The sequence below is a fragment of the Bradyrhizobium sp. AZCC 1610 genome (assembly GCF_036924515.1).
GTDB lineage: Bacteria > Pseudomonadota > Alphaproteobacteria > Rhizobiales > Xanthobacteraceae > Bradyrhizobium.
In genome coordinates, this window is the sequence record NZ_JAZHRR010000001.1 from 1257768 (window position 1) to 1283652 (window position 25885).

Here is a 25885-nt window from a genome sequence, read left to right on the forward strand (position 1 = left end):
TCGCGTGCGTGCTCCTACTTGCCACAACTCATTGTAGCTTCGGCCCCGCCGCGTTTGTCGCCGACCTTCCTGCTCGATGGAGCCGGTTGCGTGGAAGCTCTTCAGAAAATCGAGTCCATGGCCGCTCAATGACTGCGCGGATCGCCTGGAGAGAGTGGGAGTCGAGGCGTCGTCGCTTGGCATCTGGCTCTATCGCGAACTACAGTCAGCCGGGCTTCCGATCACCGTCGTCGAGGCACGTCACATGCGCGTGTCGCTGTCGACGATGCGGAACAAGACCGATCGGAACGACGCGCGCGGCATCGCACAGATGATGCGACTGGGCTGGTACCGTGCCGTGCATGTCAAGAATATCGACATGCAGAAGATGCGCACGCTGCTGACCAGCCGGAAGCTGCTCAAGCGCAAACTGATCGATCTCGAAAACCATATTCGTGGTGCGCTTCGGGCCTATGGTTGCTTGTCGGAGCCGTCGCCCGGGGGACATATGAAGCACGCGTCCGCGAGCTGATTGAGCGCAGCGATCCGATCTTTGTGATGACCATCGAGGCTATGCTGGACGCGCGTCACGCGATCCTCGAGGGTTACGATCGGCTACATCGTGTGCTCCTGCAAGTGGTCCAGCATGATCCTGTCTGCCGGCGTCTGATGACGGTTCCCGGCGTCGGTCCCGTTGCAGCCCTGTCGTTCAAGGTTGGCGTTGATGACCCTCATCGCTTTGCCCGGTCCCGAACGGTAGGCGCCCATTTTGGCCTGACGCCGAGGCGGCACCAGTCCGGTACGTCGATCGACTTTGAAGGTCGGATCAGCAAACAGGGCGACGTTGCCGTTCGGGAGGCGCTATGCGAGGCGGCTGCAAGCCTGCTGCTGCGGGTTAGGAAATGGTCGGCATTGCGGGTGTGGGGTCTGCGGATTGCTAAACGATCGAGCATGTTGTGCGCCATCACGGCGGTCGCGCGCAAGCTCGCGAGCATTCTGCACCGGATGTGGGTCAGCGAGACCGACCTCCACGTCGGGTTCGGCGCAAAGGTCACGCAGCGGCTGCGATTGAAGCCTGCACAGTAGCTGCTGTGCAGATGACGACGGATTGACGCTGGGTTTGCGCCCACATGTTGAGGAGGAAACAAATTAGAGATCCGCGCGCGCGGTGAGCGTCCCCTGGCGGGGCCGCGAAACGGGGAATGTCCGCTATCTCTTGCCTGCTGCCGCCCTTCGAGACGAGAGCGCCGGACTGCTTGGACAACCCTGTTTACGAACCTGATGAAGAGCATGCGATGGCCGATGTGCTGAACGCGAAGGAACGCATGGACCCGCCTGGTGAATGCACGTCGCGTACGCGGCTGTGGCGAAGTTTGCGCGTTTTGGTGCAGGGAGTCTGTAATGGCCGAAGATCGAAGAGTCGCAGAAAAGCGTAGGAATGAGTTGACTTTGCACGCCCGATTAGGAGGGCAAGATAAAGCGAGATTTTTCGCTGCCGGAACTTCGTTCCTAAGTGTTTGTCTGCACATTGTTTTGCGGGGCTCGCTCTTCGTGCGATGAGGTGCGGCGGGGGGCGCTGCTGAACCTTTCTTCTTTGTTTTCAACGATCCAAGCGCCATCGCCCGCAACGTGCGGGTAATGAGAGACCGCAGTGTTTACGCCGATGCACGTATTTCTGCGCTCCCATGCGACGAGAGCATTCCGCGCTTGCTCGGTGTTTTTCGACCTCCGATCGTCATCTCATGGCGAGCAACGAAGACGACTTTCGCATCCGTCCCGGCAAGGTCCGGGACCGTGGTGGTGCGAGCATACGTGCGCGCCGGCTCGGCGGGATGCGCCGACGTACGCCCAGCTTCCTCGGTGAGGTCCAACAGGCCATCCGCCGGGCCGGCGGCAACCCCGACCGCTTGGCCAGGGCCGGAAAGGGAAGTGGCCGGTTCAATGCGCGGGGCCGCGGCGCTGCGACAGGGCTGACGCTGAAGGATCGGAGCGCGTGGAACCAGGACGCAAGCGGGGTGCGCACACGAGCCCGGCGTGTGGCCGTGAAGGCCCGCGTGGTCAAGCTCAACCCGCAGCGCGGTGCGATGCGAGGGCGTGGCTTCGTCAGCGCCAAAGCGGTAGACGCCCACCTGCGCTATCTCGAGCGGGATAGCGTGACGAGGGATGGTGGGAAGGGCCAGGTTTATTCGGCCGAGCGCGACGTAGAGGATGGCCGCGCCTTTCTCGACCGGGGCCGCGAGGACCGTCATCAGTTCCGCTTCATCGTCTCCGCCGAGGAAGGGGCGGAGTTGGCGGATCGGCGCGAGACCACTCGCAATCTGATGAAGCAGATGGAAGCCGACCTCGGGACGAGGCTCGACTGGATCGCGGTCGACCACCACAACACCGGCCACCCTCATACCCACATCATCGTTCGGGGCATTACCGACGACGGCAAGATCCTCAACATCGCCGGCGACTATATCGCTCACGGCATTCGCGAGCGCGCCAGCGAAATCGTCACGCTGGAATTGGGCCGGCAGACCGAGCTTGAGGTGGCGAAGCAGCTCGAGCGGGAAGTGGACGCCGACCGCTTCACCAGGCTCGACCGGATGCTGATCGCCGAGCAGCAGGGGAAGGAGGTCACCGACCTGCGCCCCGACCAGGACATGCGCGACACGTTCCGTCAGAACCGCGCGCTGCTAATTGAACGGGCGCGCAAGCTGGAGCGCATGGGGCTTGCGACCGAGGTCGAAACCGGCAAATGGATCGTGTCGCGCGAGGCCGAACCCGTGCTGCGGGAGCTTGGTGAGCGCGGCGACATCATCAAGACCATGCACAGGGCACTGGAGCGCGAAGGGCTGGCAGAGGACCGCCATCCGGCGCGCTATGTCCTGCACCGCGAGAGCGCGACCGAACGCATCGTCGGCCGCGTGCTCGACAAAGGGCTTGGCGGCGACGAGATCGACGAGCGGGTCCGACTGGTGATCGACGGGGTGGACGGGCGGGTGCACCACATCGAGATGGATGCTGCCCGCGCCGAGGAAGTCGGTCGAGGCATGATCGTCGCGGCGGGCTCCGCCCCTCCCGCGCCGCGTGCTGCCGACCGCAACATCATGGATGTCGCAGGTCAAGAAGGTATCTATCGCCCGTCCGCGCATCTGGAGCGGGCGCGCGCCGCGATCGACCGCATCGGCGGCGACCCCGAGGCGTTCGTTCGCTCCCATGTCCGCCGGCTGGAGGCCCTGCGCCGGGGCGGCCATGTGGAGCGGATCGACGCGGATCACTGGCGTGTCTCCGCCGATCTCCCCGAGCGCGGTCAAACCTACGATCTCGCACGGGACCGTGCGAATATTCGAATAAGTGTCCTGTCTCCCACCGGTCTCGACCGGCAGATCGGCCATGACGGCGCGACTTGGCTTGACCGCGAACTGGTCTCCCGCCAGCGTGTGGCGCTTGCCGCCGATGGTTTCGGTCAGGAGGTGAAGGTGGCGCTGAACAAGCGCAAGCGAGCCTTGGTGGACGCGGGCCACGTTACCGACCTCGGCAACGGCCATGTCCGGGCGCCAAAGAATCTGATCCAGCGGCTTGAGACCGCCGACATCGAACGAGCCGGCAAGGCGCTCGCCGCCGAACGCGGGCGACAATGGCAACTCACCGTTCCCGGCAACCACATCAGCGGCCAGCTTGTCGGCTCCACCCAACTATCCAGTGGCCGTTTCGCGATGATCGAGAGCTTCAGTGGTGATGGTGGGCTCAGCTTCAGTCTCGTGCCGTGGCAACCTGTGCTCGACAACCGCATCGGGCAGCACATCTCCGGCCTCATGCGCAATGACGGCGGCATCGAATGGAGCTTGGGTAGAAAGCGAGGGTTGGGGCTGTGAGCCGGCGTGCAAGCCTTGCCTGCTTGAAGCCAAGCAGGCCGGACCAGCGCCACCCCGTCAAGGCTGGCGCGTTTCGCGCCCCCGCTTCGCGGCTTGCGGCCTTGACGGGCTGTCGCTGGCCCAGCAGGGGCTTGCCAAGCAGGTAGGGCTCAATCAATCGGAAACGGAGCGCTTCCTCATCCTGACGCGAGATTCGTAAGAATCGTCCCCCCTGTCGCGAATGCCGGTCCGCTCGAAAAGTCCTGAGAAATTTGCATCCAACGAACAGAAATCGCCGACCGCAAGTATCTTTGCGCTCTGCTACGATGGCTCGACTTCCTGACTTCCGCTCTGCGCTCCCTCGTTGTTTTTCGCTCGATGGACCTGACGAGGGAGCGTCGGAATGGCGACGGAAGAGGACGGGAAAAGGCCTTGTCCGGCGAATGACAATGGATCGCGCTCCGGAGAGTCGCTTGACCCGCGCATTCTGCGGATTGCAGAAGCTATCGGCCGACAGCTCGCGCGGCAGCAGGCCAAGCCTCCGGCAGCGGCCAATGACAACGAACCGTGGCCACGATAGAGACAGGTTGTTCAGCTACAATTTCATCTGCTTGGTTCGTTTGCTCAAGAGACGGACAGATTCCCGGAGCAAAACGGGCAGTACGCCGGCAAAGCGCAGATGCTTGAACAGCGTCGCGACGTCGGCCTGATCGCGCGAGACGCGGTCCAGTGCGAAATCTCCGAACTTCATGTCGGCCTCAAAGGCACGATGAACGCTCTGTTCCTGAAAGACCTCGCTGCCAAGACCCATCGTGGTTTGCGCGGCCGAGTGGAGAAGGGCAAGGCGGGTGGCGGCCTCTGCTATGGTTACGACGTGGTGAAGCGCACCGATAGAGAGGGTGAACCGGTTCGGGGCGAACGCCAGATCAATGAAGCCGAGGCCGCGATTGTCCGTCGGATCTTCCAGGAATTCGCGGCGGGAAAATCGCCACGCGGGATCGCGACCGATCTGAACCGGAATGGCATTCCCGGACCGTTCGGCCGCGCCTGGGTGACACGACGATCCGAGGACATGCCTGCCGGGGCAACGGCATCGTCAACAACGAGCTCTATGCCGGCCTGCTGGTCTGGAACCGGCAGAGCTTCATCAAGGACCCGAATACGGGCAAGCGGGTGTCGCGTCCGAACCCCGAGGCGAAGTGGATCAGGACCGAGGTGCCTGGACTTCGTGTTGTCGATGACGAGTTGTGGCAGCGGGTGAAGCTGCGCCAGGCCGAGCTTGCGAAGCAGTTCGAGGCGACGACCAAGGGGGTCCGGGCCGCTCGCGCGGAACGGCTGAACCGCCTGCGCCGCCCTGCCTTCCTCCGGTCAGGTCTGCTCACCTGCGGGTGTTGCGGCAGCAAGTATGGCATCGTCGTCAACGACCGCTACGGCTGTCTCGGTCATTTCCGCAAAGGGATCTGCAAAAACGGTCGCACCGTTCGCCGTGACGACATCGAGCGGCGCGTGTTGGCGGGCCTTACCGACAAGCTGGTATCTCCCGAGGCCGTAGCGGTCGCCGTGCGCGCCTACGCCGAGGAAACCAATCGCCAGAACCGTGAACGGCGAGCGCAGGCAGAAGCGAGCCGCCGCGCCCTTGTGAAGATTGAGAAGAGCATCAAAGGGATCATGGACGCCATCGAGGATGGTATGTACCAGCCGGCCATGAAGGCGAGGATGGGGGAACTGGCTCAGCAGAAAGCCGAGATCGAGGCACGACTAGCCGAGGCTCCGGCCGTTCTACCGGACGTACATCCGAATATCGCTGAACACTATCGCGCCAAGGTGATACGCCTCGCCGAAACGCTGGCCGAGCCGGAGTCCAACGGGGAAGCCCGCGAGGACATCCGCTCGCTCGTTGGCGAGGTGGTGATAACCCCCGGCGATAAGCGAGGCGAGAGCCACGCCATCCTACGCGGCGAGCTGATGGCCATTCTCGACCTTGCCGCGGGCCGGCGGAGGTCTCCCAAGCCAGAAGTTATAACAAACGCGCTTGCAGGTCCCCGATTTGAACCTATCGAGCGATGGCCTTGTAGTCGCAGTTGACCCCCGTAAAGTCAGAGTAGCGTGTTCAGATATCAGGCAGTGCAACGACTATGATCGTGCGACGAAAGCCCATTTGCGGTCGGATAAGCCCAGTGGTGCGACCAGTAAGTCATTGATTGTTCTTGACCCGTCGCTATCTCTTAATCAGCGGGTCCCAGGTTCGAGCCCTGGTGCGCCCACCAAGCCTTTCAAGATCCAATACATTGCCATTGAATGCGGTGACGCGCGTCGGACTGACGGCAATCCCGCTCGACCTTCCGCCATTCCCTCGGGGCCGAGCAGCCAGACACCGGCAAAGAAGAAAGCCGTTCCGCAACCGGTCCATACAGAAATACGCTTCCATTCCGTGGTTCGAAAAAGCAAATCGCTTCCATTGCTCCGTGCGCCGGAAACGACGACATTTACTCCGGAAATCAATGGATTGGCCGCGCAATGGAACGCTTGCGATACGAGCCGTTTGGCGAGCGCCTGATGCCCGAACGGGAAGCAGGGCCGCGTTCGCGCGCGTCCAAATATCTGTTGTGGGCGGGCACAGGCCTGTTCTGGTCGCTGGTTGGAGCCATCGTGATCGCCCGCGCCGCCTTCTTCGAGCCGGGTGTCTTTGACGGTTTCAGCCGCGTCGCGGCGCTGGCCAAGGCCGCGATCTTCTAAGCCACCTCAGCAACTCGCTTGTCCTGCCAGATGATCCGCTCGAACGCGGTCGCCGCAGGGATTTCTATTCGCCCGGGTACCTTCAATTGCCACAGCGTGCGCTCGATCTGCAGATCGCGCATCTGCACGACCTTGAGTCGGCCAAGCGTGACCTGATCGGAAATCGTGGCGCTGGACACGATGGCGACGCCGAGGCCGGCGGCTACCGCCTGCTTGATAGCCTCGGTGCTGCCGATCTCCAGCGTGCGCCTAGGTTCGATGCCCTCGGCAGCCAGCGCCTGCGCCACCACCTCGCGCGATCCGGAACCGGGCTCGCGTACGATCAGGACTTCGTCGCACAGCGCCGCGCCGTCGATCCCGCGCTCGGCCGCCGCGAAGCGGTGCCGCGCATCGACGATCAGGCTCATGACGTCGGTTCGCCAGGCATGGCTTTCGAGCTCGTCATCTTCAACCGGACCTTCGACCAGCGCGATCTCGATATCATGCGCCAGCATGAGATCGGCGATGTCCCTGGTATTCGCGATAATGAGATGCAGGTCGATCCCGGGATATTTTCGGTGAAACGTCCCGAGATAGTCCGATATCATGTAGGTTGCGATCGTGGTGGATGCGCCGATGCGCAGCGATCCGCTGTCGAGATTGCGCAGCGACAATAATTCGTCCTCTGCCGCGCGCTCGGTCGCAAACAGCGCTTCCGCATGCCGCACCAGCGCCTTTCCCTCCCGTGTCGGACGCACGCCCTTTGGGGTCCGGTCGAGCAGGCGGCAGCCGACCTGAAGCTCGAAATCCCGCACCCCCTTCGAGATCGCCGGCTGGCTGATATGGAGGGCGTCGGCTGCACGCGAGAAGCTCCCGGTTCTCACCACCATCGTGAACAGGCGCAGCAGGTGCAGGTTCAAGGACATAACTTCCCTCTATTGGGCCAGATCGAAAATATATTACCCAACTATCGCCATCTGACGCATAGATTTTTCTCCCCGGGAGAAATTAGTGCCGCAGGACGAGGAATTTTCCGCTCCAGGGAATGGATCGGCCAACAGTGTCAGCCGCCTTGCAGGGCTCATTCCCGGCGTTCTCCTTTGCATCATCGTCGCCGGCATCTCGGCAGCCCTCGAAACCGCGGAACGGCGCTTGTTCGCGCACCCCTATGTGGAAGCGCTGGTGCTGGCGATCCTGCTCGGCATGGCCGTGCGCAGCTTCTGGAATCCGTCCGAGCGCTGGCAGGCCGGCATCGCCTTTAGCGCCAAGCAGCTGCTCGAGGTGGCCGTGATGCTGCTCGGCGCGTCCATCAGCTTCGCTGCAATCGCGGCGTCCGGCGCTGCCTTGCTCGGCGCCATTGCTGCGACCGTCGTCGTGACCCTGGGCCTCAGCTTCGGCGTCAGCCGTATGCTCGGGCTATCGACGCGGCTTTCGATCCTGATCGCCTGCGGCAATTCCATCTGCGGCAATTCGGCGATTGCAGCGGTCGCGCCGGTCATCGGAGCCGATGGCGACGATATCGCGTCCTCGATCTCCTTCACGGCGATACTCGGCGTGGTGATGGTGTTGGGGCTGCCGCTGCTCATTCCGCTTTTGCAATTGTCCGCGACGCAATACGGAATTCTCGCCGGCCTCACGGTCTACGCCGTCCCGCAAGTGCTTGCCGCAACGGTGCCGGCGGGGCTCGTGAGCACGCAGATCGGAACGCTGGTGAAGTTGATGCGCGTATTGATGCTGGGGCCGGTCGTGGTGGGGCTTTCGTTGCTCGCCCCGCGCCTGCGTGGCGGAGTGCAGGGCAATACAGCGGTTGGATTCTTCCGGCTCGTGCCCTGGTTCATCCTCGGCTTTCTCGCGCTTTCTGTTCTGCGCTCGCTCGATATCGTACCGGCAACGGTGATCGGCCCGCTGACCGCGATCACCGGATTCCTCACGGTCGTGTCGATGGCGGCGCTCGGCCTCGGCGTCGACGTTCGGGTTCTTGCCACCGTCGGTGGCAGGGTGACGGCGGCCGTGACGCTGTCGCTGATGCTCCTGCTCGCGATCAGCATCGGCCTGGTTCATCTGTTCAACTAGTGCCCCGCTCGGGATCGTTCGAACGATCAGTCCAACCTGAAGCCGATGCGCCTCACATAGGCGCCGAAGTCCGCGCGCTCGGGGTGCGAATATTGCCGCGCCTTATCCTCCGACCAGCCATAGGTTTCGGCCAATCCGAACTCCCTGACATAGCGTTGAGCCGCGTAAGGCTGGGCTGCCGCGCGGCGCCGATCATATGCCTCGATGGCATCATCGAGCCCGTCTTCCAGAAACGTGTTGTGATGCACGGTCACGGACAGCGGAAGCCGCATGCTGAGCTGCGGAGCCTCGGCAGGGTATCCCACAGCGATGCCGGCTACCGGGAAAACATGGTCGGGAAGTTTCAGGAGCTCTGACAGCACGTCGGAGTGATTGCGAACCGCGCTGACCGGACAGACGCCCAGGCCCTCAGCCTCGGCCGCGATCACGAACGCGGACAGGGCAATCGCGGCATCGACAGCGGCATTGAAGAAGGCATCAAGGTGATCGTTGGCGAAATGCCTGTCGCGCAGTGTGTGGATTCGACGCTGTCGCCGATTGTTGCCGCAGAAGATGAGAAGGCTCGGAACGTTTGCCAGCCATTTCTGGCCTAGCGGTCCGTCTGCCAGGAGCGCGCCGATCCGGGATTTCAGGGACGGCGCGTCGATGATGATGATGTCGCGCTGCTGGAGGTCGCTTTTGGTCGGGGCGCATAACGCCAGGGCACATAGCCGCTGCAAGGTCCGGTACGGAATGGTATCGGACCGGAATTTTCGTACCGAGCCGCGAGCCGCCAACTGACGGAGGAGGGACGGTGCGTCGCCGCCGAATTCCACATCCGCAGCATCAGGACCGAAGCGATCGACAAACGGGGTTCTCGAATTGGACATCTCGAAGGTCTCCAGGGCGCTGCTCATCAACGTCAGGTTCGCACGAGAGATCATAAAATATTCGGTTGCGTTTTGCAGCGCTTCGGAGCCGAATGATCGAAAAGACCGTGCCGCTTCCGGGGAAGGATGATTGCCATGGATATGAAACTGTCACCCGAGCAACTGAAGCTCCGCAGCGTCGCGCGTGAATTGGCCGAAACCGAATTCGCGCCGAAGGCCGCGGAGATCGACCGGACCGAAGCCTACCCTTTCGACAACGTGGCTGCTCTGAAGGCCGCGGGCTTCATGGGCTACACGATTCCGACATCCTATGGCGGTCGGGGAGGAAGTTACTTCGAGGCCGCCCTGATCATCGAGGAAATGGCGCGGGTATGCGGGGCGACGGGGCGCATTACGGTCGAGGCCAACATGGGCGCCATCTCCGCGGTCATGCAGTATGGCACCGAAAAGCAGAAGCGGCTGGGAGCTGATCTCGTTCTTTCGGGCGACAAGCCCGCGATTTGCATCACCGAGCCGGAAGCCGGATCGGCGGCGACCGAGATGACGACGCGCGCAGACAAGCACGGCAACACTTACGTCATCCGAGGCAAGAAGCATTGGATCACGGGCGGTGGGGTCTCCATGCTCCATCTGATCTTCGCCCGTGTATTCGACGAGCGGGGCGAAGAGCAGGGGATCGGCGGCTTCCTCGCACTCAAGGGGACTCCCGGCTTGATCATCGGCAAACGCGAACCCGCAATGGGCCTCCGCGGTATCCCCGAAACCGAGATCATCTTCGAAAACCTGGAAATCCCTGAGGATATGCTGGTGCTGCCGCCGCGCGGGCTCCGGCGTGGCTTTGCCGACCTCATCGATGCGTATAACAGCCAACGGGTCGGCGCCGGAACAGTCGCGCTCGGGCTCGCGCAGGGTGCGTTTGAGAAGGCCGTGATCTTCGTGAAGGAGCGCAAGCATTTCGGACGGCCGATCGCCGAATTCCAGGGCCTGCAGTGGATGCTGGCCGACATGGCGGTGGCGCTCAATGCAGCGAGACTGTCGCTTCATCAGGCTGCCCTTAGCGCGGATCCTTTTCCGGATCCTCTTCTCGCGGCGCAGGCGAAGATCATCGCGTCCGAGACGGCCAACACGGTCACGAACCAGGCCCTCCAACTGTTCGGTGCCAGAGGCTACTCGCGGGATTATCCGCTCGAACGCATGGTTCGGGATGCCCGCATGTTCACGATTGCCGGCGGCACGGCGCAGGTGCTGAGGACGATGGTGGCGTCCAGGATTCTCGACACAAAAATCCCGCAGACCCGCAACGGATATTTGGAGGCGGTTCAGGCTCCGTCTCTCGCGGCGAAGTAATCACGATGAGACCGCGCGGTATTCGGAATGCGCAAGTAACCATGGAAGTCGCTGAACGTCGTCGTACCTGCACCAGAAAAGCCGGCGGTACAGCCTGGACCACGCCCGCATTGCTGCAATCGGAGCGAAACGAAAGGTAGCGGGATGATGCTGCAAGGCGGGCATAGTTGCGGCGCACAAACAGTTTCGCTTTGAACAAGCTCGAATCTAGGCAAAGCTTCGTTAGCGACATGTCATTGGGGATGAGCATGGACGTTGTGGAGCTTGTAATTTACGGCTTGCTGGCCATTTGGGGGCCGCCTTTGCTGTTTGTGGCCTTCCTGCTGAGGCCGATCAAACAAGCTGTCCCACGATCCAGACGATGAGCAATAGCCCGCCGGCCATGGCAACCACGACAGCGATCAAGTAGCTTGCGTTCATCCATGTGTGGCGCACTGGCGATCCAAAGAACAAAGCCGCCAAGCGGAGTATATTCGCCTGGCGGCTTTGCTGGTGTGGGCCCGAACGCTTGGGGAAATTGTCCGGTACTCAATCCACAGCCCAGCTTGAGGGCGCTGCAACCGAACTCGCGGCTTAACCTAACCGGTCAACCTTACCGACCTCGATCCTCCGGAGCCGATGGTCCGGATCCTTCCTGCCGAGACCGGCGACGACGCGCCCGTGCCGGGCGATGAAGCGGACTTGCCGGACACCCTGGTCGGCCACTCATTCGTCCCACGGATTGAATAGCGGCACGCCAAATAACGTAAAATCCTTGACGTTGCGCGTGACTAGCATGAGGTCTTTGGCGAGCGCGGTCGCCGCAAAGAAGCCATCCATAACGGACAGCGCAACGCCGCTTCGGCCCTGCGCCATTAGGTCGCCCCAGTGCTCGGCAACCGCGTGATCGATCGGCAGGATCCGGTCGCCAAAGCGTGCCGGCAGATCGTTGGCGAGCCAGGCGGCCAACGCGGCGCGTCGGCGGGCGTCGTCCATCAAAGCAATGCCGCGCCGAAGTTCAGCGATCGAAGCGACACTGATGAACACCCGGTCCTCGTCGACGGCATCAAGCCAGCCGAGCACCTTCAGATCGGGCGCCGGTCGCTGCACCTCCGACAGCACGTTAGTATCGAGCAGGAGGTTCACAACTTCACATCACGGGGCGTGTCGCGCTGGCGGTCCAGCTCGAGATCGGCACCGCGCAGCGGCGACGCGAGCAGGAACTCGGCCAGGGTGCCTTTGCGCGCCGTCTTGCGCGCCCATTCCTCGGCGGAGACGATCACCGCGCTCGGCTTGCCGTTGCGGGTGATGGTTTGGGGACCGGCCTGGGCACGATCAACCACCTCCGAGAGCCGCGCCTTGGCACCGGCGAGAGTCCAAGTGCCGCCAGGAGGCGGCGAGGAGGGCGTCTTGTTGGCCTTCGTCATGTCAAAACCCTCAATGACCAATATGACTATCATGACTATATATGGGAACGAGCGCGCTGTGCAATAGCTGTGCAATATAGGTAAGCTACGACTTCAGAAGGGTAATTCCCTAAGGGAGAGACGGTGCCGCGTGCCACTCTCAGCGCGGATCCCGAGGGCCATCCGCCGTGCGGTTTGGCGGCGCGAAGGTTTGGCGTCGATCCCCCAATCGGCGCCGAAGGCAAAATTCGACCGAGTTCGTTAGCCTTAAATTATTGATGCCAGGGGGAGGTGCTGGCCCTTCCGTTCGAAAAGCGCGAGTTGGATAAAACTGTAACGGTCGGTTTGAGCGGTGGGCAATAGTCCTGCCGCCAAATGCCCCAGAGCCCGCGAGAGGCTTCTGGGGTGTTTGATGTTTTCACGTGACCTGGCAGGCCCGACAAGCAGGGATGCGATTGACGGCCTTGATGCGATCGCCCATGCGCTCGATCAGGGCTTTGATCCTGCCCACAGCAAGAGCTCAAGGCTCGGCGACTTCCTTGCGATCGCGGCAGGCTGGCTCGTTCTTGGGGCGATCATTTTTTACCCCGGTCTCCAACTCGCTGCGATCGTGGTCTGCGCGGCTTTCCTCGCAACGCGCTCGTTCGCGCGTCTCATCCTTGGCCCCAGCCCGTCCAGCAGGCAGCAGCCCGAAATCCGGGCTGTGCTGGCCTCCTAGCTATTCGGCACCCTCGGGCACCGCCGGCCGCGGCAAGGTGAGGTCGCCCATGTGAACCGGGTAGGAGTGGGACGTCTTGTCCCAAACGAGGGCTGTGCCGGATATCCGGTGGCTGGCGTAGATGCGCACGGCGCGCCACGTCGCAAAGAAGTTGACGAAATTGCCAACGACAAGCCTCGGCGCGGCCATCAGGGCATGACGCACATTGTAAATCATGCCCGTGAACGTCATTCGGTTGAACAAACGCCAGACCAGAAACAGGAAGTTTGCGAAAAACATCCATACCGCCCAGTCCTGGGACAGCAGGGCATAAACAAACTGCTTTTCGGGGTCGAAAACCGCCCGATAGAGTTCGAACACGGTCAGATTGGCGAGCGCAAAATAGGCGAGCATGACGGCCGGGCTGGTGATCACGCCCTTTCTGTCTCGCGCCAGAAAATACTTTGTCCCGAGCGAGCCTTTCCAGCCGTGCTCTTCGGAGCCCTGGAAAACGATGCCGAGCAGCCAGCGCGCGCGTTGGCGATAGGCGGCCTCAAGGCCTGACGGGAAGAATTCGCGGGTCGCCACCGGAAGGGTCCGGTGGAGAATGCCGGGGTTACCGCTGTCGATATCGATGTCGATCGCATAGTTGGCCGGATAGGCGATGAATGCGGAATTGAACCCGAGTTCCGAGACGCGAAACGCGATGTCGTAGTCTTCCGTAAACGATGACGTGCGGAAAGCCTCGCCCTGATTCTGATCGTTGAGATGCTGGATCGCCTCCCGGCTGAAGCATGCGGAGACGCCGGCGCAGGGAATGACGCCGCTGAGCCGCTGCCGGACCTCGAGGTCCTTGGTGTGCATCTCGGCGAATTCATCCATGTAGAGGCCCGCGATCATCGAAGTGATCGGCCGGGAGAACGAGTAAACCGGCAACTGAATGAAGTGGTAGATGTCGACCAGCTTGTTGAAGAGCTTGAGCTCCAGCGGATGAATGAGGTCCTCGGAATCGTGCATCACGATTCCTGCAAACTGGATGCGTTGCTCGGCCTCGAACGTGAAGATGTCGGAGATCGTCTGGTTCAGGCAGTCGGCCTTGCTGGTCGGGCCGTCATGCGGGACCAGCACCATATGGATGTTCTTGTACAGCCCCTGCGCCTTGCGCACTTCGGCCTGGGTCAGGGGATCGTTCAGATAGACGCCGACGAAGTAGTGCGCGTGCTCGTAGCGCACGAGCCGGGAGTTCGATGACAGCATCGAAAAAATGACGTCGTGCTCCTTCCAGCACGGCACCATGATGGCGATGGGGCGCTCGGGGATTTGCTCGAGAATCTCCACGCTCGGCAATTCCTTGGACTTGCTGTCGGCCGTGCCCATCAGCCTGCTGCTCCAATACAGCAGGTCCACCACGAGGTCGTCGATGCTGGAGATCGCGATGATGACACCCGCGATCAACATCAGAATTTCGACGACATAGAGATATTGAAAGATGAAGGAGGGGGCTTGTGTCATGAGTTAGGACGCGTGGTGAAGCTGAATGATTTCGGCGGAGCGCATTTGCGGCGGCAGGACGAATTGCCGATAGAGGGCCTCGACGATCCGCTTGCTGGCGTGGCCATCGCCATAGGGAAATACCGGCCGGGCCATGCGGGCGTATTTGGCGCTGTTCTTGTGCAGCTCGAACAAGGCACCGAATACCGCCTCGCGCGAAGTCCCGACCAGTTCGACAACCCCTGACGCCACCGCCTCGGGCCGCTCGGTTACGTCGCGCAACACCAGAACGGGCTTGCCGAGCGCGGGCGCCTCTTCCTGAAGGCCGCCGCTGTCGGTCACCACGCACCAGGCATTCTGTATCGCGGCGACGATGTCGCGGTAGCCCAGCGGATCGACCAGCTTGATCCGGGGATGCGCCGAAAGAATTTCAATGGCCGTTTCGCGCGCGTTTGGATTGGGATGAACCGGAAAATACACCGCAACGTCGGGGGTGAGATCCACGAAGGCCTTGATCGCGGTAAACGCGTCCCGCAGCGGCGCGCCAAAATTCTCGCGTCGATGCGCCGTGAGGAGGATGGTTCGCAACCTGGGAAAGTCGGCGGGCGGCGCCGGCTTCGAGGCCGCGACTTCGAGCAATGAATCGATCACGGTGTTTCCCGAAACGAGGATCTTGTCCCGCGAAATGTTCTCTCGCACGAGGTTCTGTGCCGCGGCCGATGTGGGCGCGCAGTGAAGGGATGTGGATACGGCGATCGAACGGCGGTGAAATTCCTCGGGGAAGGGCGCGTCAAGGCTTGGCGTGCGCAGCCCGGCCTCCACATGCACAAAGGCGATCTTGCGGTAGAACGCCGCAATCGACGACGCATAGGCCGTTGTCGTGTCTCCCTGGGCCAGAACGCAATCCGGCCGAACCTCGCCGAAATATTTGTCCAGGCGGCGAATGAGCTGGCTGGCGAGCACTGCCGGCGTGCGGCAATTGCTTCGATGCGGGATGGAGTAGTCTGGATGGAGGCCGAATTCGGCAAGGGTGCTGTCTAGCAGATCGCTCTGTTGGCCGGATGTTACGATCCGAACGATCGCCCACTCGGCTTCGCGCAGCCTGCGGATGATGGGGGCTACCTTGATGACTTCAGGCCGGGTGCCAATAACAAAGACAAAAGTGCGGACAGGCGTCGAGTGGCTGAAATGCTCTCTGCGGGGGTGATGCATGCCTTGCTTTCAAAAAGATCGCATCGTCCCCACGACACGACTACCGACCGAAATGCCGTTACATCACCACTAAACCCGACGGCAGCATTAGAAATCGCTGGTGTTTTAGCCAGCAACCAAGAATTAGACAATTGATTTAAATGGATTTTCGGAGATTGCCGTAGTAATCCGGAGAAGACTTGGATGCATGGTAAATACTCTCGCCCGTATTTATACGGTCAGTATAATGTTTGGCATCTTTGTCGCGTGTCGAGATCGAGTCCGACGAGTGAGGACGGCTGGCCGGATCGACGCGAGGGCGTTTGCTGATTTTGCAATAGTGGCTGGGCGTTGATCGGTTAATTCTGGCTTCGTTTTAAAGTAAGCATTTGCGAATTGGTCGTCGGCAAACCGCTAGCGTTCATGTAGCTGCAGTGAAGAGAGCGGTTGGGTGGACTTCCGAAAGAAATCATGATGTCGAGTTCCGCTTTGCGAATCTCTTTGCGAAGTTTCTGAATCTCAAGATAGGCTTTCGAAATATCGACCGACATGATCGTAATCTCAACCGAGCATTGCAAATTGAACCATTAACTCAGCGCTTGGCTGGGTCACACGTAGCAATAGAACCGCCAATAGCATAGCGCTGCAATGCCATACAAATGGGCTTGCAAATGGGCTTGCCTAATCGTCCGCGATTTTCGTCCGGCGCGCGATCGCGATGCAAGCGCTGAAAACTCTTCCGGGGCTGCTGGTTTAGCGCAGGGCGCCGCGTTTTACCGCGTAGACAAAGTGATTGACGAATACCTCGAGGCCGTCGCGTCGATTTCCCTCGAGGTTTTCGGCGGCCGAACGAAGCGAAGGATGCGGCCGTTGTTCAATAGCATCCAAATCCGCGGAAACCGCCTCGAGGGCGTATCGCAATCGTCTCAAATCGGAGCTGAGTTTGGTGTCCACGGCCGCCACCGCAAAACCCTCAAATTAACCAATTAAAGGTAAAACATATGTGATAATATTGTGGCGGTCAACGCGACAATTAAAAAGTCATCAGCGATTTTCGAAGCTTACCGGATAAAGTCGCCTTGCCGCATCTGATTTGGCAGTCCCTTGCGGTCTCGAAATTCTCGAAGTTTGATTGAATCTCAAAGGCGGGGACGTCCGGACTGAGGCTGATGCCCGCTTTGCTTCCAAAGCGAAGTATTTGCTGCGCAGCAGCTGTCCAGCACGGTACGAAAAAAAGCCGCCTTGCGGCGGCTTCTCAATCCAATCGGAGCGCTGATCAGGCCGCGAGCGTTGCGCCGTTGCGACGGCGATAAGCTATAAAACCTACACCAACGAAGCCAAGGATCAACATCGCCCAGGTTGAGGGTTCCGGAACGGGCGCCAGCACGTCGAGCGATACGTTGTCGAAGTACTGCGAGGTAACGCCACCACCGGGTGCGAATATACGCGTGGCCTGTAGCTGGATGGTATGCTGGCCCGCCGTAAGGTTGGTGGTGAAGTCCAGCGTGTTGCGCAGTGTGGTCGACGTGCCGGGGCCGACGAAATCAAAGCTATCCAACACTACACCATCTAGCAGGACGCTCATCAACCCGAACGCCGTGAGACCATTCACGCGGGTAAATGCCGCAATGTCGGCCGAGAATGTCGCCAGACCACCCGTCGTCGAGAACGTCTGCGAGACGCCGCCACCTTCCCCGGGCGCGGAACCATAGGGAGGATTGATCTTGCCTGCGTTCAGGAACAACGCGTTCGAGGCGCCGGAACCCGTCACGTTGAAAGAGACGACCGAGGCGTTCTGCGGCTGCGGAGCACCTGGCAAGCTCGGAGTGGCCGCGATCGTCCCGTTCGCGGTAGTGTACGAGGTCCATCCCGTCAGACCCGATTGAAAGTCGCCGTTCGTGATCACCTCGACAGCTCTGGCTGGCACAGCGGATACAACGAGAAGAACAGCGCAAGACAGTTTAGCGATAGTACCAACCATTTTAATTAATGCTCCCGTTGAGAACCCGCGCCGAACACTGAATGTTCCTCGCCAGATTCGTAGATGACTGCGTCCCAAGGCTGGCCAAGCGTTTATTTAAAGTTCGCCAGTTCCGAATATTATCTAAGGTTGTATTATGACGCGTTAATGAAACTTTTACTGTGTTGATCGCATGCCTCAGGCAAGCAAGTCCTCTGCTCGCGCGGCACGCCGGTCGAACAAAGGTCTTGTCACTTCGAACTGCCCGTTCTTTAAGGGCTTCCTGAATGCAGGCGGCAGATTTAAAATTTTCTGGCCGACGTTTTTTGGCTCTCGTTCATCGGTGCCGATGCTAAGGCGCTAAAAAGAGCATCCTTAAGAGGCGGGCTTCCGCTGTCGCCACGGCGCCAGCGCAGCCGTCCGATCACCGTGATCGACGGCAACGCTCAAGGCCGCATTCGGGGCGGCCATTTTCGCTGCTCGCAATCGCGCCGCATGGTGGGCGCGAATATGTGAGGTAGGCGGGCGGGCGCAGGCGAGCGTGGCTTAAGAGCCCGTATCCCGCCACACGCTGGCTTCGTAGCCATCGATGACCTGCGTGGTGTGGGTAAATTCCTCAAGCTGACGCAGCGGCTCGATGATCTTGCGTGCCACCAGCACGGTATTCGGCTCGGCGTTCTTCTGCATGTGCCCGGCGACGTCGATGACGCGGTCCGAGATCGTCTCGAGCGGAGTCGTGTCGTCGAAGTAGACCAGGCCCGCATTCACGCCGCAGCGAACGGCGAAATCGGCCTTGGACACCTTCACGTCGCGGTTGAACACCTTGAGACTCTTGATGACGTCCTTGCCTGACTGGCAAGCATCCTCCACATGGGCGAAGCATGCCATCACGCCGTCGGGTGTCCATGCCGTCTTCAACACGCCCCTGGCGCGAAAGATACGCTCCACGAGCTTTCGATACTCTTCGAAGTCATATTGAATTGAAGCAGGGTCTTCGCCGGCCTTCATCCCCGCCGAGCCGACCACGTCGATGGCGAGGAAGGCCACTTCACGGCCGAAGGTGTCGAGCTTCTTCTTGGTTTCGGCAAACACCCGCAACAACTCCTGACGGTTCACGACCTTGCCGCTTTCCGCCATTCGCAGCGTTGTTTCCAGTTCGGCGTCGAGCTTGGAGCCCGGCTTCACGCCCTCTTTCCGGCGCCATGCCTGGGCCGACTTTCGCAGAAGCCGCCGGTTCGAGGCGGTCTGCATGCGCTGGGCGATTGTGCCTGAGAAAATAGTGACGAGAACGGCGAGGCCAATGAGGATCCAGTCGGAGCGATCGCTGCCGGCAATGTTGGTCGGCACATATCGATGCAGCACCGGCAACGATTTACTGAGAACGTATTCGCGCGCCTCGAACAGCTTGGCCGGGACCGTTGCGTTCTTGGGATTGTCGAACAGGACAAACAGCTTCGGGCCCAAGAGAACAATCATCAGGGCGAACGTTGCGACACCCAGAAGTTTCCTCAGTCCAAACAGCCCGTGAACCAGGATCGATTTAGGAGCTTCATGATGAACCACTTTGATTGTCCCTAGGCAGCGCGGGCGAGACGATCCGACAACCGCTCGATCAGCTTATAGCTTGCGATCCGCTTTAGTGGCAAATTACCCCGTCCGATCAGGCGCATGCCGGGCCAGTGACTTCGGCGGCCCGTTCTTTCGGCGGCGCTTGTGGTCAGGTCGACAGCGGCTGTCCGTCCGCATTGCCGGCAACCGACCCCAAGGCAGACCCCAGGGCAGACATCGCCGCGGCCTTCAGGCGGATTGGATCGCGCTCGCCGTCGCCGGCCACCTTCAAGATCGTAGCGGCAATCAATCGAAGCTGCTGGTCCGATGCCGGCTCGGGCAAGGAAGCCTCGGCATTTTCCAGCGCCTTTGACATCAGGTCGATCGTTTGCGGACCGAACGAGGGACCGCCGAATTGGCCATGATCCAACTCCTCGATAATCCGGCGGGCCTTTCCACGCTGTACGGCTTCCGCGGCCTCAAGACTTGTCGCGACATTCTGCGAAGCTTCGTGCTTCGAATCGGACGCAGCACGCCCGCCTGGGTGCAGGAGCTTTTCAGGCACAATCAGCTCAAGAGCAAATTTCAAGGTGTCTCGAAATCTCATCTTGCTTCTGTCCGGTTGTCACCTCGGCATATGCTTGGCAATCCTATACGCTTGCACGGTCGTTGCTATTGCAGAAAATCCGAATCATCCAAGAATCCAGCCTTTCGTTTTTTCAAAAAAATGCAACGTTGTTGATCGGGCAACGGTTCGATAGGCTGTACAAAACTTCCTTATCCAGCGTTGGTCCAGCGGTCTGCCGGTCCAGCGAAACCGTACAGCGAAGACCGGTGCTCCAAGGAGACTCGATATGGCACGAGCTTTCAAGGTTCGTTCCGCAGAGCGCGATGCTCAGACCGACAGCGAACGGCTCGGCTCAATTTCGGCCGCCGTTGAGGCCGCAATCGCGTCGATCCAGAAAGAGAGGGACGCCCTGCGTGCGCGGGTCGATGCGGCGCGCGATCAGGCTGCCTTTGCCACAGGCACCGATTACGATGAATATCTGACGCGCGACGCCAAGGACGCGGCCAGGATCAAGGAATACGAGCAGCAAATGGCAAGCGGCGAAAAACGCACACAGGAGCTCGAGCGTCAGCTTGGCGGTCTGGGGGCCATTCAGGAAGTCTTCAGCCGGTATTTCGCCGACAAAGTGCGGTAGGGACCATCAGCCGCGGAAATTGCGGATAATCCGCGTTTAAATCGTATCCCCGGGATTATACCCGCTCTGAGTGCCGAATGTTGAGCCGGGACCGTAAATGCAAATAGGCCGGCCGGCCCGTTAGCCCCAGAAAATACCCTACCTGAACGGTGATGATTGGAAGTGCCACGACGGCTAAACCGTCCAGCAGACCCTGGCCGTTGGCCCAGGCCGAGACGATGTACGCCCCAGCGCCCAATACAGAGAGCGGGAGCAGCGCCAAAATATTAAAATGAAGGCCCACATAGATGCCGGCACCGCAGGCGAGGATGGGCAGCATGCGTCTACTCGCTCCATAATACGGTTAAAGGCGCATTCAAACTGATTAAATGTTGCGTCGCACTCCGGCCGAGTGTATGGTCACGGGTATTAACGAAGAGTTACTTAGGCCTTTGATGGTCTGTCGGATTTATGGTCTCTGGCCAATAATCAGACAGTTGGTATCAGTGATACTGCGGACATTTTTCTCATGTCGATTGGAGCGGATATTGGCGACAAGGTAGGCCGGCTCGACAATTCCGCTGGCGGTTCTCCCGCTCGTTTCTCCAGCAATGCCGTCCCCTATCTGTTATCGACCGCAGATGCCTTCGTGATCCTGTTGTCCAGCGTGGCAGGGGGGATCGGCTATCAGCTATCTGTCGGCAACGACGTGCCGAATATTCTCCCGCATTGCGCAGTCGGGTTGTTGGCGAGCTTCATTCACATCCTGCGCATGAGCGGCAGCGGTTATTACGATTTTCCTGACAGCGCCAAACCGCGCGTCGAGATCGGCGAAATACTGATCTGCTGGTTTACGACAGGGTTGCTGCTCGCGTTCTTTGCGTTTCTGCTCAAGGTCGGCGTCGATTATTCACGCGGCGCCTTTGTGGTGTTTTATTTTGCTGCGCCGGCAGGATTACTCGTCGTCAGGAAGGCTACCAAGGTGGCCCTGGGGGCTGCCGTTTCGCGCGGCGTAATCGGTCGGCGGGACATCGTGCTGATCGGCGATTTCCAAGAGATCGCCGCGTTGGAGCCCCGAGATCTCCTGGTTTTCTTCGGTACTTCCGAAGTCAACCGCTTCATGCTCAGCTCCGAAGACGATCCCGTGAAGCGCGACTCCGCCGACGTCAGCGTTATCAACTCAGCCGCAAACTTCGTCAGGCGCAACAATTGCAGGGAGGTCTTGCTTGCGATGCCCTGGGAGGATGCGCCCCGGCTGGAATTCATCCGCGAGCATGTCAAGACACTTCCGGTAGCGGTGCGGCTCTTGCCCGACATGCGGGTTCGAACGTTGACGAATTATGCGTCGTCGGCGCGTCAGCGCGTCCTCGCCATCGAAATTCAACGTGCACCGCTCAGTGCCGCGGAACGCTTCGTCAAGCGCGTGATGGACATGGTCATCGCGGCGCTGGCGCTGCTGTTCTTTCTGCCGATCATGGCGCTCACGGCTATCGCCATCAAGCTTGACAGTCCCGGGCCGGTTATTTTCCGGCAGTTCCGAAAGGGATTTAATGGCAAGCAGTTCATGATGTTCAAATTCCGCACCATGACCGTCCAGGAAAACGGGCACGCGGTGCTGCAGGCTACGCGCGACGATCCCCGGGTAACGTCCATTGGCCGTCTGTTGCGATCGGCAAGTATCGATGAATTGCCTCAGCTGTTAAACGTCCTCAGGGGTGAGATGTCCCTGATCGGTCCGCGTCCGCATGCGCTGGCCCATGACAATTATTTTGAGACGGTATTGAGCGAGTATGCTTTCCGGCATCACGTCAAGCCCGGCATGACCGGCTGGGCGCAATGCAACGGAGCGCGCGGGGGCACACCCACGATCGAGCACATCTCCGAACGCGTAAAACTCGACCTCTGGTACATCAACAACTGGAGTCTATGGCTGGACATCCAGATCCTGATCAAGACCTTTTTCGAGGTATTGCGTAAGCGCAACGCCTACTGACCGCAACCGATAGGCGAGTCTCCGAGTGTTAAGCACCGGCGGTTGTCGGCCCGGTGGCTGGGAACTTCGCCATCTGGGCTCAGTGACACCCCCGCCTGCCTGCGCGATGTCGGCGAGCCTCCCGGAAGTTCCGGCACCGGTCACGATTTGACGTTTTTGCGGAGATTTGTCGGCCAAATCTACAATTTTACTGGAAAGGGCCGGCGCGGGACTTATAGTTTGTCACGAATCGTGATGGTCGTAGTTCGTCACGAATTGTGATGGTCGCGAGTGGGATGAACAAGAAGCCAAATTTCGATGGAATGTCGGTAGACGAGTTATGGCAGCTCCATGAGGAGCTCAGTCAGGTGCTGTCGGTTCGATTGACGTCGGAAAAGCGCGAGCTTGAGAAGCGGTTGGCGCAACTTCGACGCGAGAAGGAGATGCGCCAAACGGAATCCGCGGATGCCCGAAGTGCGCCTCGCGAGCGCCGGAAGTACCCCCGCGTATTCCCAAAATATCGAAATCCCGACGAGCCTTCCGAAACCTGGTCAGGGCGCGGGAAGCAGCCTCGCTGGCTCACGGCCGCCCTGAAGACCGGTCACAAGATTGAGGAGTTCGTGATTGGCAAGCCGGAAGCCGGCGGCGAAGGTTCTCGCCGCCGCCGCGCATAGGCGTCTTTGGCAGGCGCGAAGGCCGTGCAATCGGAGGTCTCCATGAAGCTCGTGCTCTGCGCAGTGTTGTCCTTGCTGCTGATTGGAACGGCCGCTGCAGGTCAAAACAACGTCTCGATCGGCAAATGGCGCCTGGCCGATGCTGCCAGCGATGCCTGCCTTGCCAATTGCGCCAGCCAGAATGCTTCCTGCAAGCGCGTATGCCCAACCACGCTCGGCGCTCCCTGCCAGAGCGCATGTGACAGCCAGGCCCAAACCTGCAGGCAAAGCTGCCAGAACAAGTAGCGGTTACGATGGGATGATCGTGCCTCAGGTCGATCCGCTCGGTGAAAACGCTTAGCCGGCCTGGCGCAGGAAATCGTCGATCTGGTCTTCGGTCACCGCGCGCATGTTTTCCCTTTTCTGGAAGGCTCGATACCAGTCCGCAGTGAGAGTCAGGCTTTTCTCCAGATCGAGAACCGGCTTCCAATTCAACTGGCTGATCGCCTTGCTGCAGTCGAGCTTGAGATAGGAGGCTTCGTGGGGATGCTCTCCACCGTCGACCTCCCACGAAGCGCTTTGTCCCCACAAATGCGCGAGGCGGGAAATGATCTTCGAAACAGGCACCTCGCTCGTTGCAGAAGGGCCGAAATTCCACCCTTCCGCATTTTTGGCGCCGTCCTGATAAACGCGTTGCGCAAGCAGCAGGTAGCCCGAGATCGGATCGAGCACATGTTGCCAGGGCCGAATGGCATTGGGATTGCGTATCTGGACCGTTTGGTCCGCAATAAACGCGCGGATCGCGTCCGGAACGAGCCTGTCTCGCGCCCAATCGCCGCCACCGATCACGTTGCCCGCTCTCGCTGACGCAACGTGTGACGATCCGCTCGGCGGAAAAAAGCTCTTGCGATAGGACGCGGTTACAAGTTCGGCGCATCCCTTGCTATTGCTGTACGGGTCATGGCCGCCGAGGCGATCGTTCTCCCTGTAGCCCCAAGTCCATTCCGCATTCTCATAACACTTGTCACTTGTCACGACAATGGTTGCGCGAGTGTCGGAACAGGTGCGCACCGCCTCCAACACATGAACTGTTCCCATAACGTTGGTTGCGTAGGTGGAGACCGGCTCCTCGTAGGACAAACGGACGAGAGACTGCGCAGCCAGATGGAGAACGATCTCGGGTTGGGCTGCGCGCATGCATGCGACCAGTCGATCCAGATCACGCACGTCGCCTATTTCATGCCGATGCAGCGCCGAGCGAACGTTGGCCACTTCGAACAGGTCTTGCTCCCTTTCAGGTGGCAAGGCAAAGCCGGTCACACTGGCTCCGAGGCGCTTTAGCAATAGCGTCAGCCACGCGCCCTTGAATCCAGTGTGGCCCGTCAGGAAGACACGGCGTCCGTTCCAAAAATCAGTGTCAATCACGTGCCTGTCCATTCCACGAATATAATCTGCGGGCGTCACTCGCCCTGTCGATCCATATAGAACGCCGCGTGCGCATCCCACGCCCCGGATTCACTCCAGCTGCTTGCGGTTTCGCCGATTTTGTCCGTGTTGATCCGGGTCTTGGGTTCGCTGAAATCCGTTTGCTCCAAAAAATCAATCGGGCAGGCCACGCCAAGCCGCGGAGCCATTTCGGCAGCTAGACGAGTGGCGAAAGCGCCTTGAGTTTCAACATACAAGCTCGGATTGTATCTGAACTGTCCTCGTTCGCGCGGCAGGCTTTCGACGAAATCGGCATAGGCAATCGATAGCAGGTCGACGTGGACATTGTCGCGCACATAGTCGGGCGTTCGCACGGCCGGAGCCTCACCTCTCAACCATGACCGGATCAGGAAGTTGCAGAAGCGTGGCTCTTCGTAGGGGCCGAACGGATTGGGGATGACAAACTTGCCCAGCGTAAAACCCATCGTCTCGCTGAGGAAGCGGTAGTATTGCCATGTCAGTCCCTTGGACAGACCGTAGGGAGACACCGCCCGCAACGGCGCATCGCCGGCACCTTCATCCTGCTCGAACACCGTGCCCGTCAGCACGACGCCGGCAAGCCCGCGGTCGAGCATCAGCTTAAGAATCGGCGCGAGATTGTGGGTATTTTCGGCCAGCGCGGCCGCGACGTCGAATTCGGGATTTCGATAGTCGCCGACGCGCGATGCGTGCTGACATAGGATGTCCCAACTGCCCGAGCAGACCAGATCCGTGAATGCGGATGACCCGAACGGGCAGCTTTCGACCAATTCAGCAACGCGGCTCAGCTCCGTCACCCGCTCCTTGCGCAAACCAGTGTACTCGCTGCGGGCTCCTTTGAGAGGCGCCACGACGCGATGTCCGGCTGCCGCCAGTCGGCGTGCGAACCACAGTCCGGTGAAGGAGCTTGCGCCTGTCAGCAGGATTTTCAAACCAGGCCTCGAAGCGATTCAATGCCGTGAAAGTCGGGGTCGAAATCGGGCCACGTTCGGTCCTTCTCGGAAATTTCGGTAACGGGCCGGGGCCACGCGATTCCGAAGCGAGGATCGTTGTAGCGCAGGCCGCGTTCGCGTTCCGGATCGTACGGCGTGCTTACGAGATAAAGCGTTTCGGAATCGTCGGTGAGCGTCATGATGCCATGCGCGAAACCGCGTGGCGCGTACATCATCAGTCGATTTTCTGCGCTGAGTTCTGCGCCGAACCACTGCGTAAAGGTCGGCGAGTCCGGCCGAAGATCGACAATAACGTCATAGACCGCGCCACGGATGCACCGCACCACCTTGATTTCGGCGGAAGGCGCCAATTGATAGTGCATGCCGCGAAGCGTGCCTGCCCGCGAACTCAGTGCATTGTTGATTTGGGCGATCGCGGTAGGGATGCCGGCAGCGCCGAATTCCTGATCGCAGAACAGGCGGGCGAAGAAACCCCGATCGTCGCCACGCTTGTCGAGTTCAATCGTGAAGGCGCCGGAAAGCGGGGTGGGGTGAAACTTCATGTCTGCGATCGTCTCGTCAGTTG

At 60.2% G+C, this 25885-nt stretch carries 28 protein-coding genes; 13 read left to right on the forward strand and 15 right to left on the reverse strand.

Annotated features, from left to right (window positions below; translation table 11 throughout):
- The first annotated feature begins 76 nt into the window (after positions 1–76).
- The 3 genes from V1279_RS06225 to V1279_RS06235 all read left to right on the forward strand — a co-directional run bounded on the left by V1279_RS06225 (position 77) and on the right by V1279_RS06235 (position 3842).
- Positions 77–511 carry an IS110 family transposase gene (locus V1279_RS06225; protein ID WP_334433552.1) on the forward strand — a complete coding sequence of 145 codons (435 nt, stop codon included), beginning with the start codon at positions 77–79 and terminating at the stop codon, positions 509–511.
- Between the two features lie 26 nt (positions 512–537).
- Positions 538–1065, forward strand: coding sequence for a transposase (locus V1279_RS06230; RefSeq protein WP_334433554.1), 528 nt, complete (start codon positions 538–540; stop codon positions 1063–1065).
- A 656-nt stretch (positions 1066–1721) separates the two neighbouring features.
- The gene (locus V1279_RS06235; RefSeq protein ID WP_334433556.1) at positions 1722–3842 is read left to right on the forward strand and encodes a DUF3363 domain-containing protein; all 2121 of its coding nucleotides are present in this window, start codon (positions 1722–1724) and stop codon (positions 3840–3842) included.
- Positions 3843–4416: 574 nt separating this feature from the next.
- Here the strand turns inward: V1279_RS06235 and V1279_RS06240 are convergent.
- Positions 4417–4572, reverse strand: coding sequence for a hypothetical protein (locus V1279_RS06240; RefSeq protein WP_334446762.1), 156 nt, complete (start codon positions 4570–4572; stop codon positions 4417–4419).
- Between the two features lie 18 nt (positions 4573–4590).
- Here V1279_RS06240 and V1279_RS06245 point away from each other — a divergent pair, with 18 nt between their 5' ends.
- The 3 genes from V1279_RS06245 (at position 4591) to V1279_RS06255 (ending at position 6557) form a co-directional block, all read left to right on the forward strand.
- Positions 4591–5082, forward strand: a complete 492-nt coding sequence (locus V1279_RS06245) for a recombinase family protein (protein WP_442894875.1) — start codon at positions 4591–4593, stop codon at positions 5080–5082.
- Complete coding sequence (locus V1279_RS06250) at positions 4968–5906, forward strand: recombinase zinc beta ribbon domain-containing protein (protein WP_442894876.1); 939 nt, start codon at positions 4968–4970, stop codon at positions 5904–5906. The genes V1279_RS06245 and V1279_RS06250 overlap by 115 nt, the downstream gene beginning before the upstream one ends.
- 432 nt (positions 5907–6338) lie before the next feature.
- Positions 6339–6557 carry a hypothetical protein gene (locus V1279_RS06255; RefSeq protein WP_334433558.1) on the forward strand — a complete coding sequence of 73 codons (219 nt, stop codon included), beginning with the start codon at positions 6339–6341 and terminating at the stop codon, positions 6555–6557.
- On the opposite strand, the gene V1279_RS06260 is transcribed toward V1279_RS06255, so the two are convergent.
- The gene (locus V1279_RS06260) at positions 6554–7462 is read right to left on the reverse strand and encodes a LysR family transcriptional regulator (protein WP_334433559.1); all 909 of its coding nucleotides are present in this window, start codon (positions 7460–7462) and stop codon (positions 6554–6556) included. The two genes, V1279_RS06255 and V1279_RS06260, sit on opposite strands and share 4 nt — an antisense overlap.
- An 85-nt stretch (positions 7463–7547) precedes the next feature.
- Here V1279_RS06260 and V1279_RS06265 point away from each other — a divergent pair, with 85 nt between their 5' ends.
- Positions 7548–8609, forward strand: a complete 1062-nt coding sequence (locus V1279_RS06265) for a YeiH family protein (RefSeq protein WP_334433562.1) — start codon at positions 7548–7550, stop codon at positions 8607–8609.
- Positions 8610–8635: 26 nt separating this feature from the next.
- Here the strand turns inward: V1279_RS06265 and V1279_RS06270 are convergent, their stop codons facing one another.
- Entirely contained in the window at positions 8636–9478 is an 843-nt protein-coding gene (locus tag V1279_RS06270; RefSeq protein ID WP_334433564.1) for a nitroreductase family protein, read from the reverse strand.
- 135 nt (positions 9479–9613) lie between these two features.
- Between V1279_RS06270 and acdA the strand changes: the two genes are divergently transcribed.
- Positions 9614–10825 (forward strand): 3-sulfinopropanoyl-CoA desulfinase, encoded by a 1212-nt coding sequence (gene acdA / locus V1279_RS06275; protein ID WP_334433565.1) that lies wholly within the window; start codon positions 9614–9616, stop codon positions 10823–10825.
- Between the two features lie 705 nt (positions 10826–11530).
- Here the strand turns inward: acdA and V1279_RS06280 are convergent.
- Together V1279_RS06280 and V1279_RS06285 are read right to left on the reverse strand one after the other, a co-directional pair.
- Entirely contained in the window at positions 11531–11950 is a 420-nt protein-coding gene (locus V1279_RS06280; RefSeq protein ID WP_334433567.1) for a type II toxin-antitoxin system VapC family toxin, read from the reverse strand.
- A complete protein-coding gene (locus V1279_RS06285) occupies positions 11947–12231 on the reverse strand; it encodes a type II toxin-antitoxin system Phd/YefM family antitoxin (RefSeq protein WP_334433569.1) in 285 nt (94 codons plus the stop codon). Before V1279_RS06285 ends, V1279_RS06280 begins: the two co-directional genes overlap by 4 nt.
- Positions 12232–12622: 391 nt before the next feature.
- Here V1279_RS06285 and V1279_RS06290 point away from each other — a divergent pair, with 391 nt between their 5' ends.
- Positions 12623–12928 carry a hypothetical protein gene (locus tag V1279_RS06290; protein WP_334433570.1) on the forward strand — a complete coding sequence of 102 codons (306 nt, stop codon included), beginning with the start codon at positions 12623–12625 and terminating at the stop codon, positions 12926–12928.
- Here V1279_RS06290 and V1279_RS06295 read toward each other — a convergent pair whose 3' ends face one another.
- From V1279_RS06295 to V1279_RS06320, 6 genes are all read right to left on the reverse strand, one after another.
- Entirely contained in the window at positions 12929–14419 is a 1491-nt protein-coding gene (locus V1279_RS06295) for a glycosyl transferase family protein (RefSeq protein WP_334433571.1), read from the reverse strand.
- 3 nt (positions 14420–14422) lie between these two features.
- Positions 14423–15610, reverse strand: coding sequence for a non-hydrolyzing UDP-N-acetylglucosamine 2-epimerase (wecB, locus tag V1279_RS06300; RefSeq protein ID WP_334433572.1), 1188 nt, complete (start codon positions 15608–15610; stop codon positions 14423–14425).
- A 732-nt stretch (positions 15611–16342) separates the two neighbouring features.
- The gene (locus V1279_RS06305; RefSeq protein ID WP_334433573.1) at positions 16343–16543 is read right to left on the reverse strand and encodes a hypothetical protein; all 201 of its coding nucleotides are present in this window, start codon (positions 16541–16543) and stop codon (positions 16343–16345) included.
- Between the two features lie 322 nt (positions 16544–16865).
- On the reverse strand, positions 16866–17495 hold the full coding sequence (locus V1279_RS06310) for a PEPxxWA-CTERM sorting domain-containing protein (protein ID WP_334433574.1): 630 nt from the start codon (positions 17493–17495) through the stop codon (positions 16866–16868).
- A 600-nt stretch (positions 17496–18095) separates the two neighbouring features.
- Positions 18096–19112: a hypothetical protein gene (locus tag V1279_RS06315; protein WP_334433575.1), complete on the reverse strand. Its 1017-nt coding sequence runs from the start codon at positions 19110–19112 to the stop codon at positions 18096–18098.
- Between the two features lie 154 nt (positions 19113–19266).
- Positions 19267–19686 carry a hypothetical protein gene (locus V1279_RS06320; RefSeq protein ID WP_334433577.1) on the reverse strand — a complete coding sequence of 140 codons (420 nt, stop codon included), beginning with the start codon at positions 19684–19686 and terminating at the stop codon, positions 19267–19269.
- A 265-nt stretch (positions 19687–19951) separates the two neighbouring features.
- Here V1279_RS06320 and V1279_RS06325 point away from each other — a divergent pair, with 265 nt between their 5' ends.
- Entirely contained in the window at positions 19952–20299 is a 348-nt protein-coding gene (locus V1279_RS06325) for a hypothetical protein (protein WP_334433579.1), read from the forward strand.
- Between the two features lie 55 nt (positions 20300–20354).
- On the opposite strand, the gene V1279_RS06330 is transcribed toward V1279_RS06325, so the two are convergent.
- Positions 20355–20618, reverse strand: a complete 264-nt coding sequence (locus tag V1279_RS06330; RefSeq protein WP_334433581.1) for a hypothetical protein — start codon at positions 20616–20618, stop codon at positions 20355–20357.
- A gap of 189 nt (positions 20619–20807) precedes the next feature.
- Here V1279_RS06330 and V1279_RS06335 point away from each other — a divergent pair, with 189 nt between their 5' ends.
- The 3 genes from V1279_RS06335 (at position 20808) to V1279_RS06345 (ending at position 23209) form a co-directional block, all read left to right on the forward strand.
- Positions 20808–22271: an undecaprenyl-phosphate glucose phosphotransferase gene (locus V1279_RS06335; protein WP_334433583.1), complete on the forward strand. Its 1464-nt coding sequence runs from the start codon at positions 20808–20810 to the stop codon at positions 22269–22271.
- Between the two features lie 275 nt (positions 22272–22546).
- The gene (locus V1279_RS06340; RefSeq protein WP_334433585.1) at positions 22547–22924 is read left to right on the forward strand and encodes an H-NS histone family protein; all 378 of its coding nucleotides are present in this window, start codon (positions 22547–22549) and stop codon (positions 22922–22924) included.
- A gap of 42 nt (positions 22925–22966) precedes the next feature.
- On the forward strand, positions 22967–23209 hold the full coding sequence (locus V1279_RS06345) for a hypothetical protein (RefSeq protein ID WP_334433587.1): 243 nt from the start codon (positions 22967–22969) through the stop codon (positions 23207–23209).
- A gap of 51 nt (positions 23210–23260) precedes the next feature.
- Here the strand turns inward: V1279_RS06345 and rfbG are convergent, their stop codons facing one another.
- From rfbG to rfbC, 3 genes are read right to left on the reverse strand one after another with little or no spacing between them, the layout of a single operon-like run.
- Positions 23261–24328 (reverse strand): CDP-glucose 4,6-dehydratase, encoded by a 1068-nt coding sequence (gene rfbG, locus V1279_RS06350; protein ID WP_334433589.1) that lies wholly within the window; start codon positions 24326–24328, stop codon positions 23261–23263.
- 35 nt (positions 24329–24363) lie between these two features.
- Entirely contained in the window at positions 24364–25299 is a 936-nt protein-coding gene (locus V1279_RS06355; protein WP_334433591.1) for an NAD-dependent epimerase/dehydratase family protein, read from the reverse strand.
- On the reverse strand, positions 25296–25862 hold the full coding sequence (rfbC, locus tag V1279_RS06360) for a dTDP-4-dehydrorhamnose 3,5-epimerase (RefSeq protein WP_334433593.1): 567 nt from the start codon (positions 25860–25862) through the stop codon (positions 25296–25298). Before rfbC ends, V1279_RS06355 begins: the two co-directional genes overlap by 4 nt.
- Between the last annotated feature and the right edge of the window lie 23 nt (positions 25863–25885).

Bases quoted from the DNA above. Each gene is read 5' to 3' on its own strand.
- V1279_RS06230 (WP_334433554.1), top strand. From the start codon at position 538: ATGACCATCGAGGCTATGCTGGACGCGCGTCACGCGATCCTCGAGGGT.
- V1279_RS06255 (WP_334433558.1), top strand. From the start codon at position 6,339: ATGGAACGCTTGCGATACGAGCCGTTTGGCGAGCGCCTGATGCCCGAA.
- V1279_RS06285 (WP_334433569.1), bottom strand. From the start codon at position 12,231: ATGACGAAGGCCAACAAGACGCCCTCCTCGCCGCCTCCTGGCGGCACT.
- V1279_RS06295 (WP_334433571.1), bottom strand. From the start codon at position 14,419: ATGACACAAGCCCCCTCCTTCATCTTTCAATATCTCTATGTCGTCGAA.
- wecB (WP_334433572.1), bottom strand. From the start codon at position 15,610: ATGCATCACCCCCGCAGAGAGCATTTCAGCCACTCGACGCCTGTCCGC.
- V1279_RS06340 (WP_334433585.1), top strand. From the start codon at position 22,547: ATGAACAAGAAGCCAAATTTCGATGGAATGTCGGTAGACGAGTTATGG.
- V1279_RS06330 (WP_334433581.1), bottom strand. From the start codon at position 20,618: ATGCTGCCCATCCTCGCCTGCGGTGCCGGCATCTATGTGGGCCTTCAT.
- V1279_RS06235 (WP_334433556.1), top strand. From the start codon at position 1,722: ATGGCGAGCAACGAAGACGACTTTCGCATCCGTCCCGGCAAGGTCCGG.
- V1279_RS06335 (WP_334433583.1), top strand. From the start codon at position 20,808: ATGTCGATTGGAGCGGATATTGGCGACAAGGTAGGCCGGCTCGACAAT.
- V1279_RS06245 (WP_442894875.1), top strand. From the start codon at position 4,591: ATGAACGCTCTGTTCCTGAAAGACCTCGCTGCCAAGACCCATCGTGGT.
- V1279_RS06240 (WP_334446762.1), bottom strand. From the start codon at position 4,572: ATGAAGTTCGGAGATTTCGCACTGGACCGCGTCTCGCGCGATCAGGCC.
- V1279_RS06225 (WP_334433552.1), top strand. From the start codon at position 77: ATGGAGCCGGTTGCGTGGAAGCTCTTCAGAAAATCGAGTCCATGGCCG.
- V1279_RS06270 (WP_334433564.1), bottom strand. From the start codon at position 9,478: ATGTCCAATTCGAGAACCCCGTTTGTCGATCGCTTCGGTCCTGATGCT.
- acdA (WP_334433565.1), top strand. From the start codon at position 9,614: ATGGATATGAAACTGTCACCCGAGCAACTGAAGCTCCGCAGCGTCGCG.
- rfbC (WP_334433593.1), bottom strand. From the start codon at position 25,862: ATGAAGTTTCACCCCACCCCGCTTTCCGGCGCCTTCACGATTGAACTC.
- V1279_RS06290 (WP_334433570.1), top strand. From the start codon at position 12,623: ATGTTTTCACGTGACCTGGCAGGCCCGACAAGCAGGGATGCGATTGAC.
- V1279_RS06345 (WP_334433587.1), top strand. From the start codon at position 22,967: ATGAAGCTCGTGCTCTGCGCAGTGTTGTCCTTGCTGCTGATTGGAACG.
- V1279_RS06260 (WP_334433559.1), bottom strand. From the start codon at position 7,462: ATGTCCTTGAACCTGCACCTGCTGCGCCTGTTCACGATGGTGGTGAGA.
- V1279_RS06325 (WP_334433579.1), top strand. From the start codon at position 19,952: ATGGCACGAGCTTTCAAGGTTCGTTCCGCAGAGCGCGATGCTCAGACC.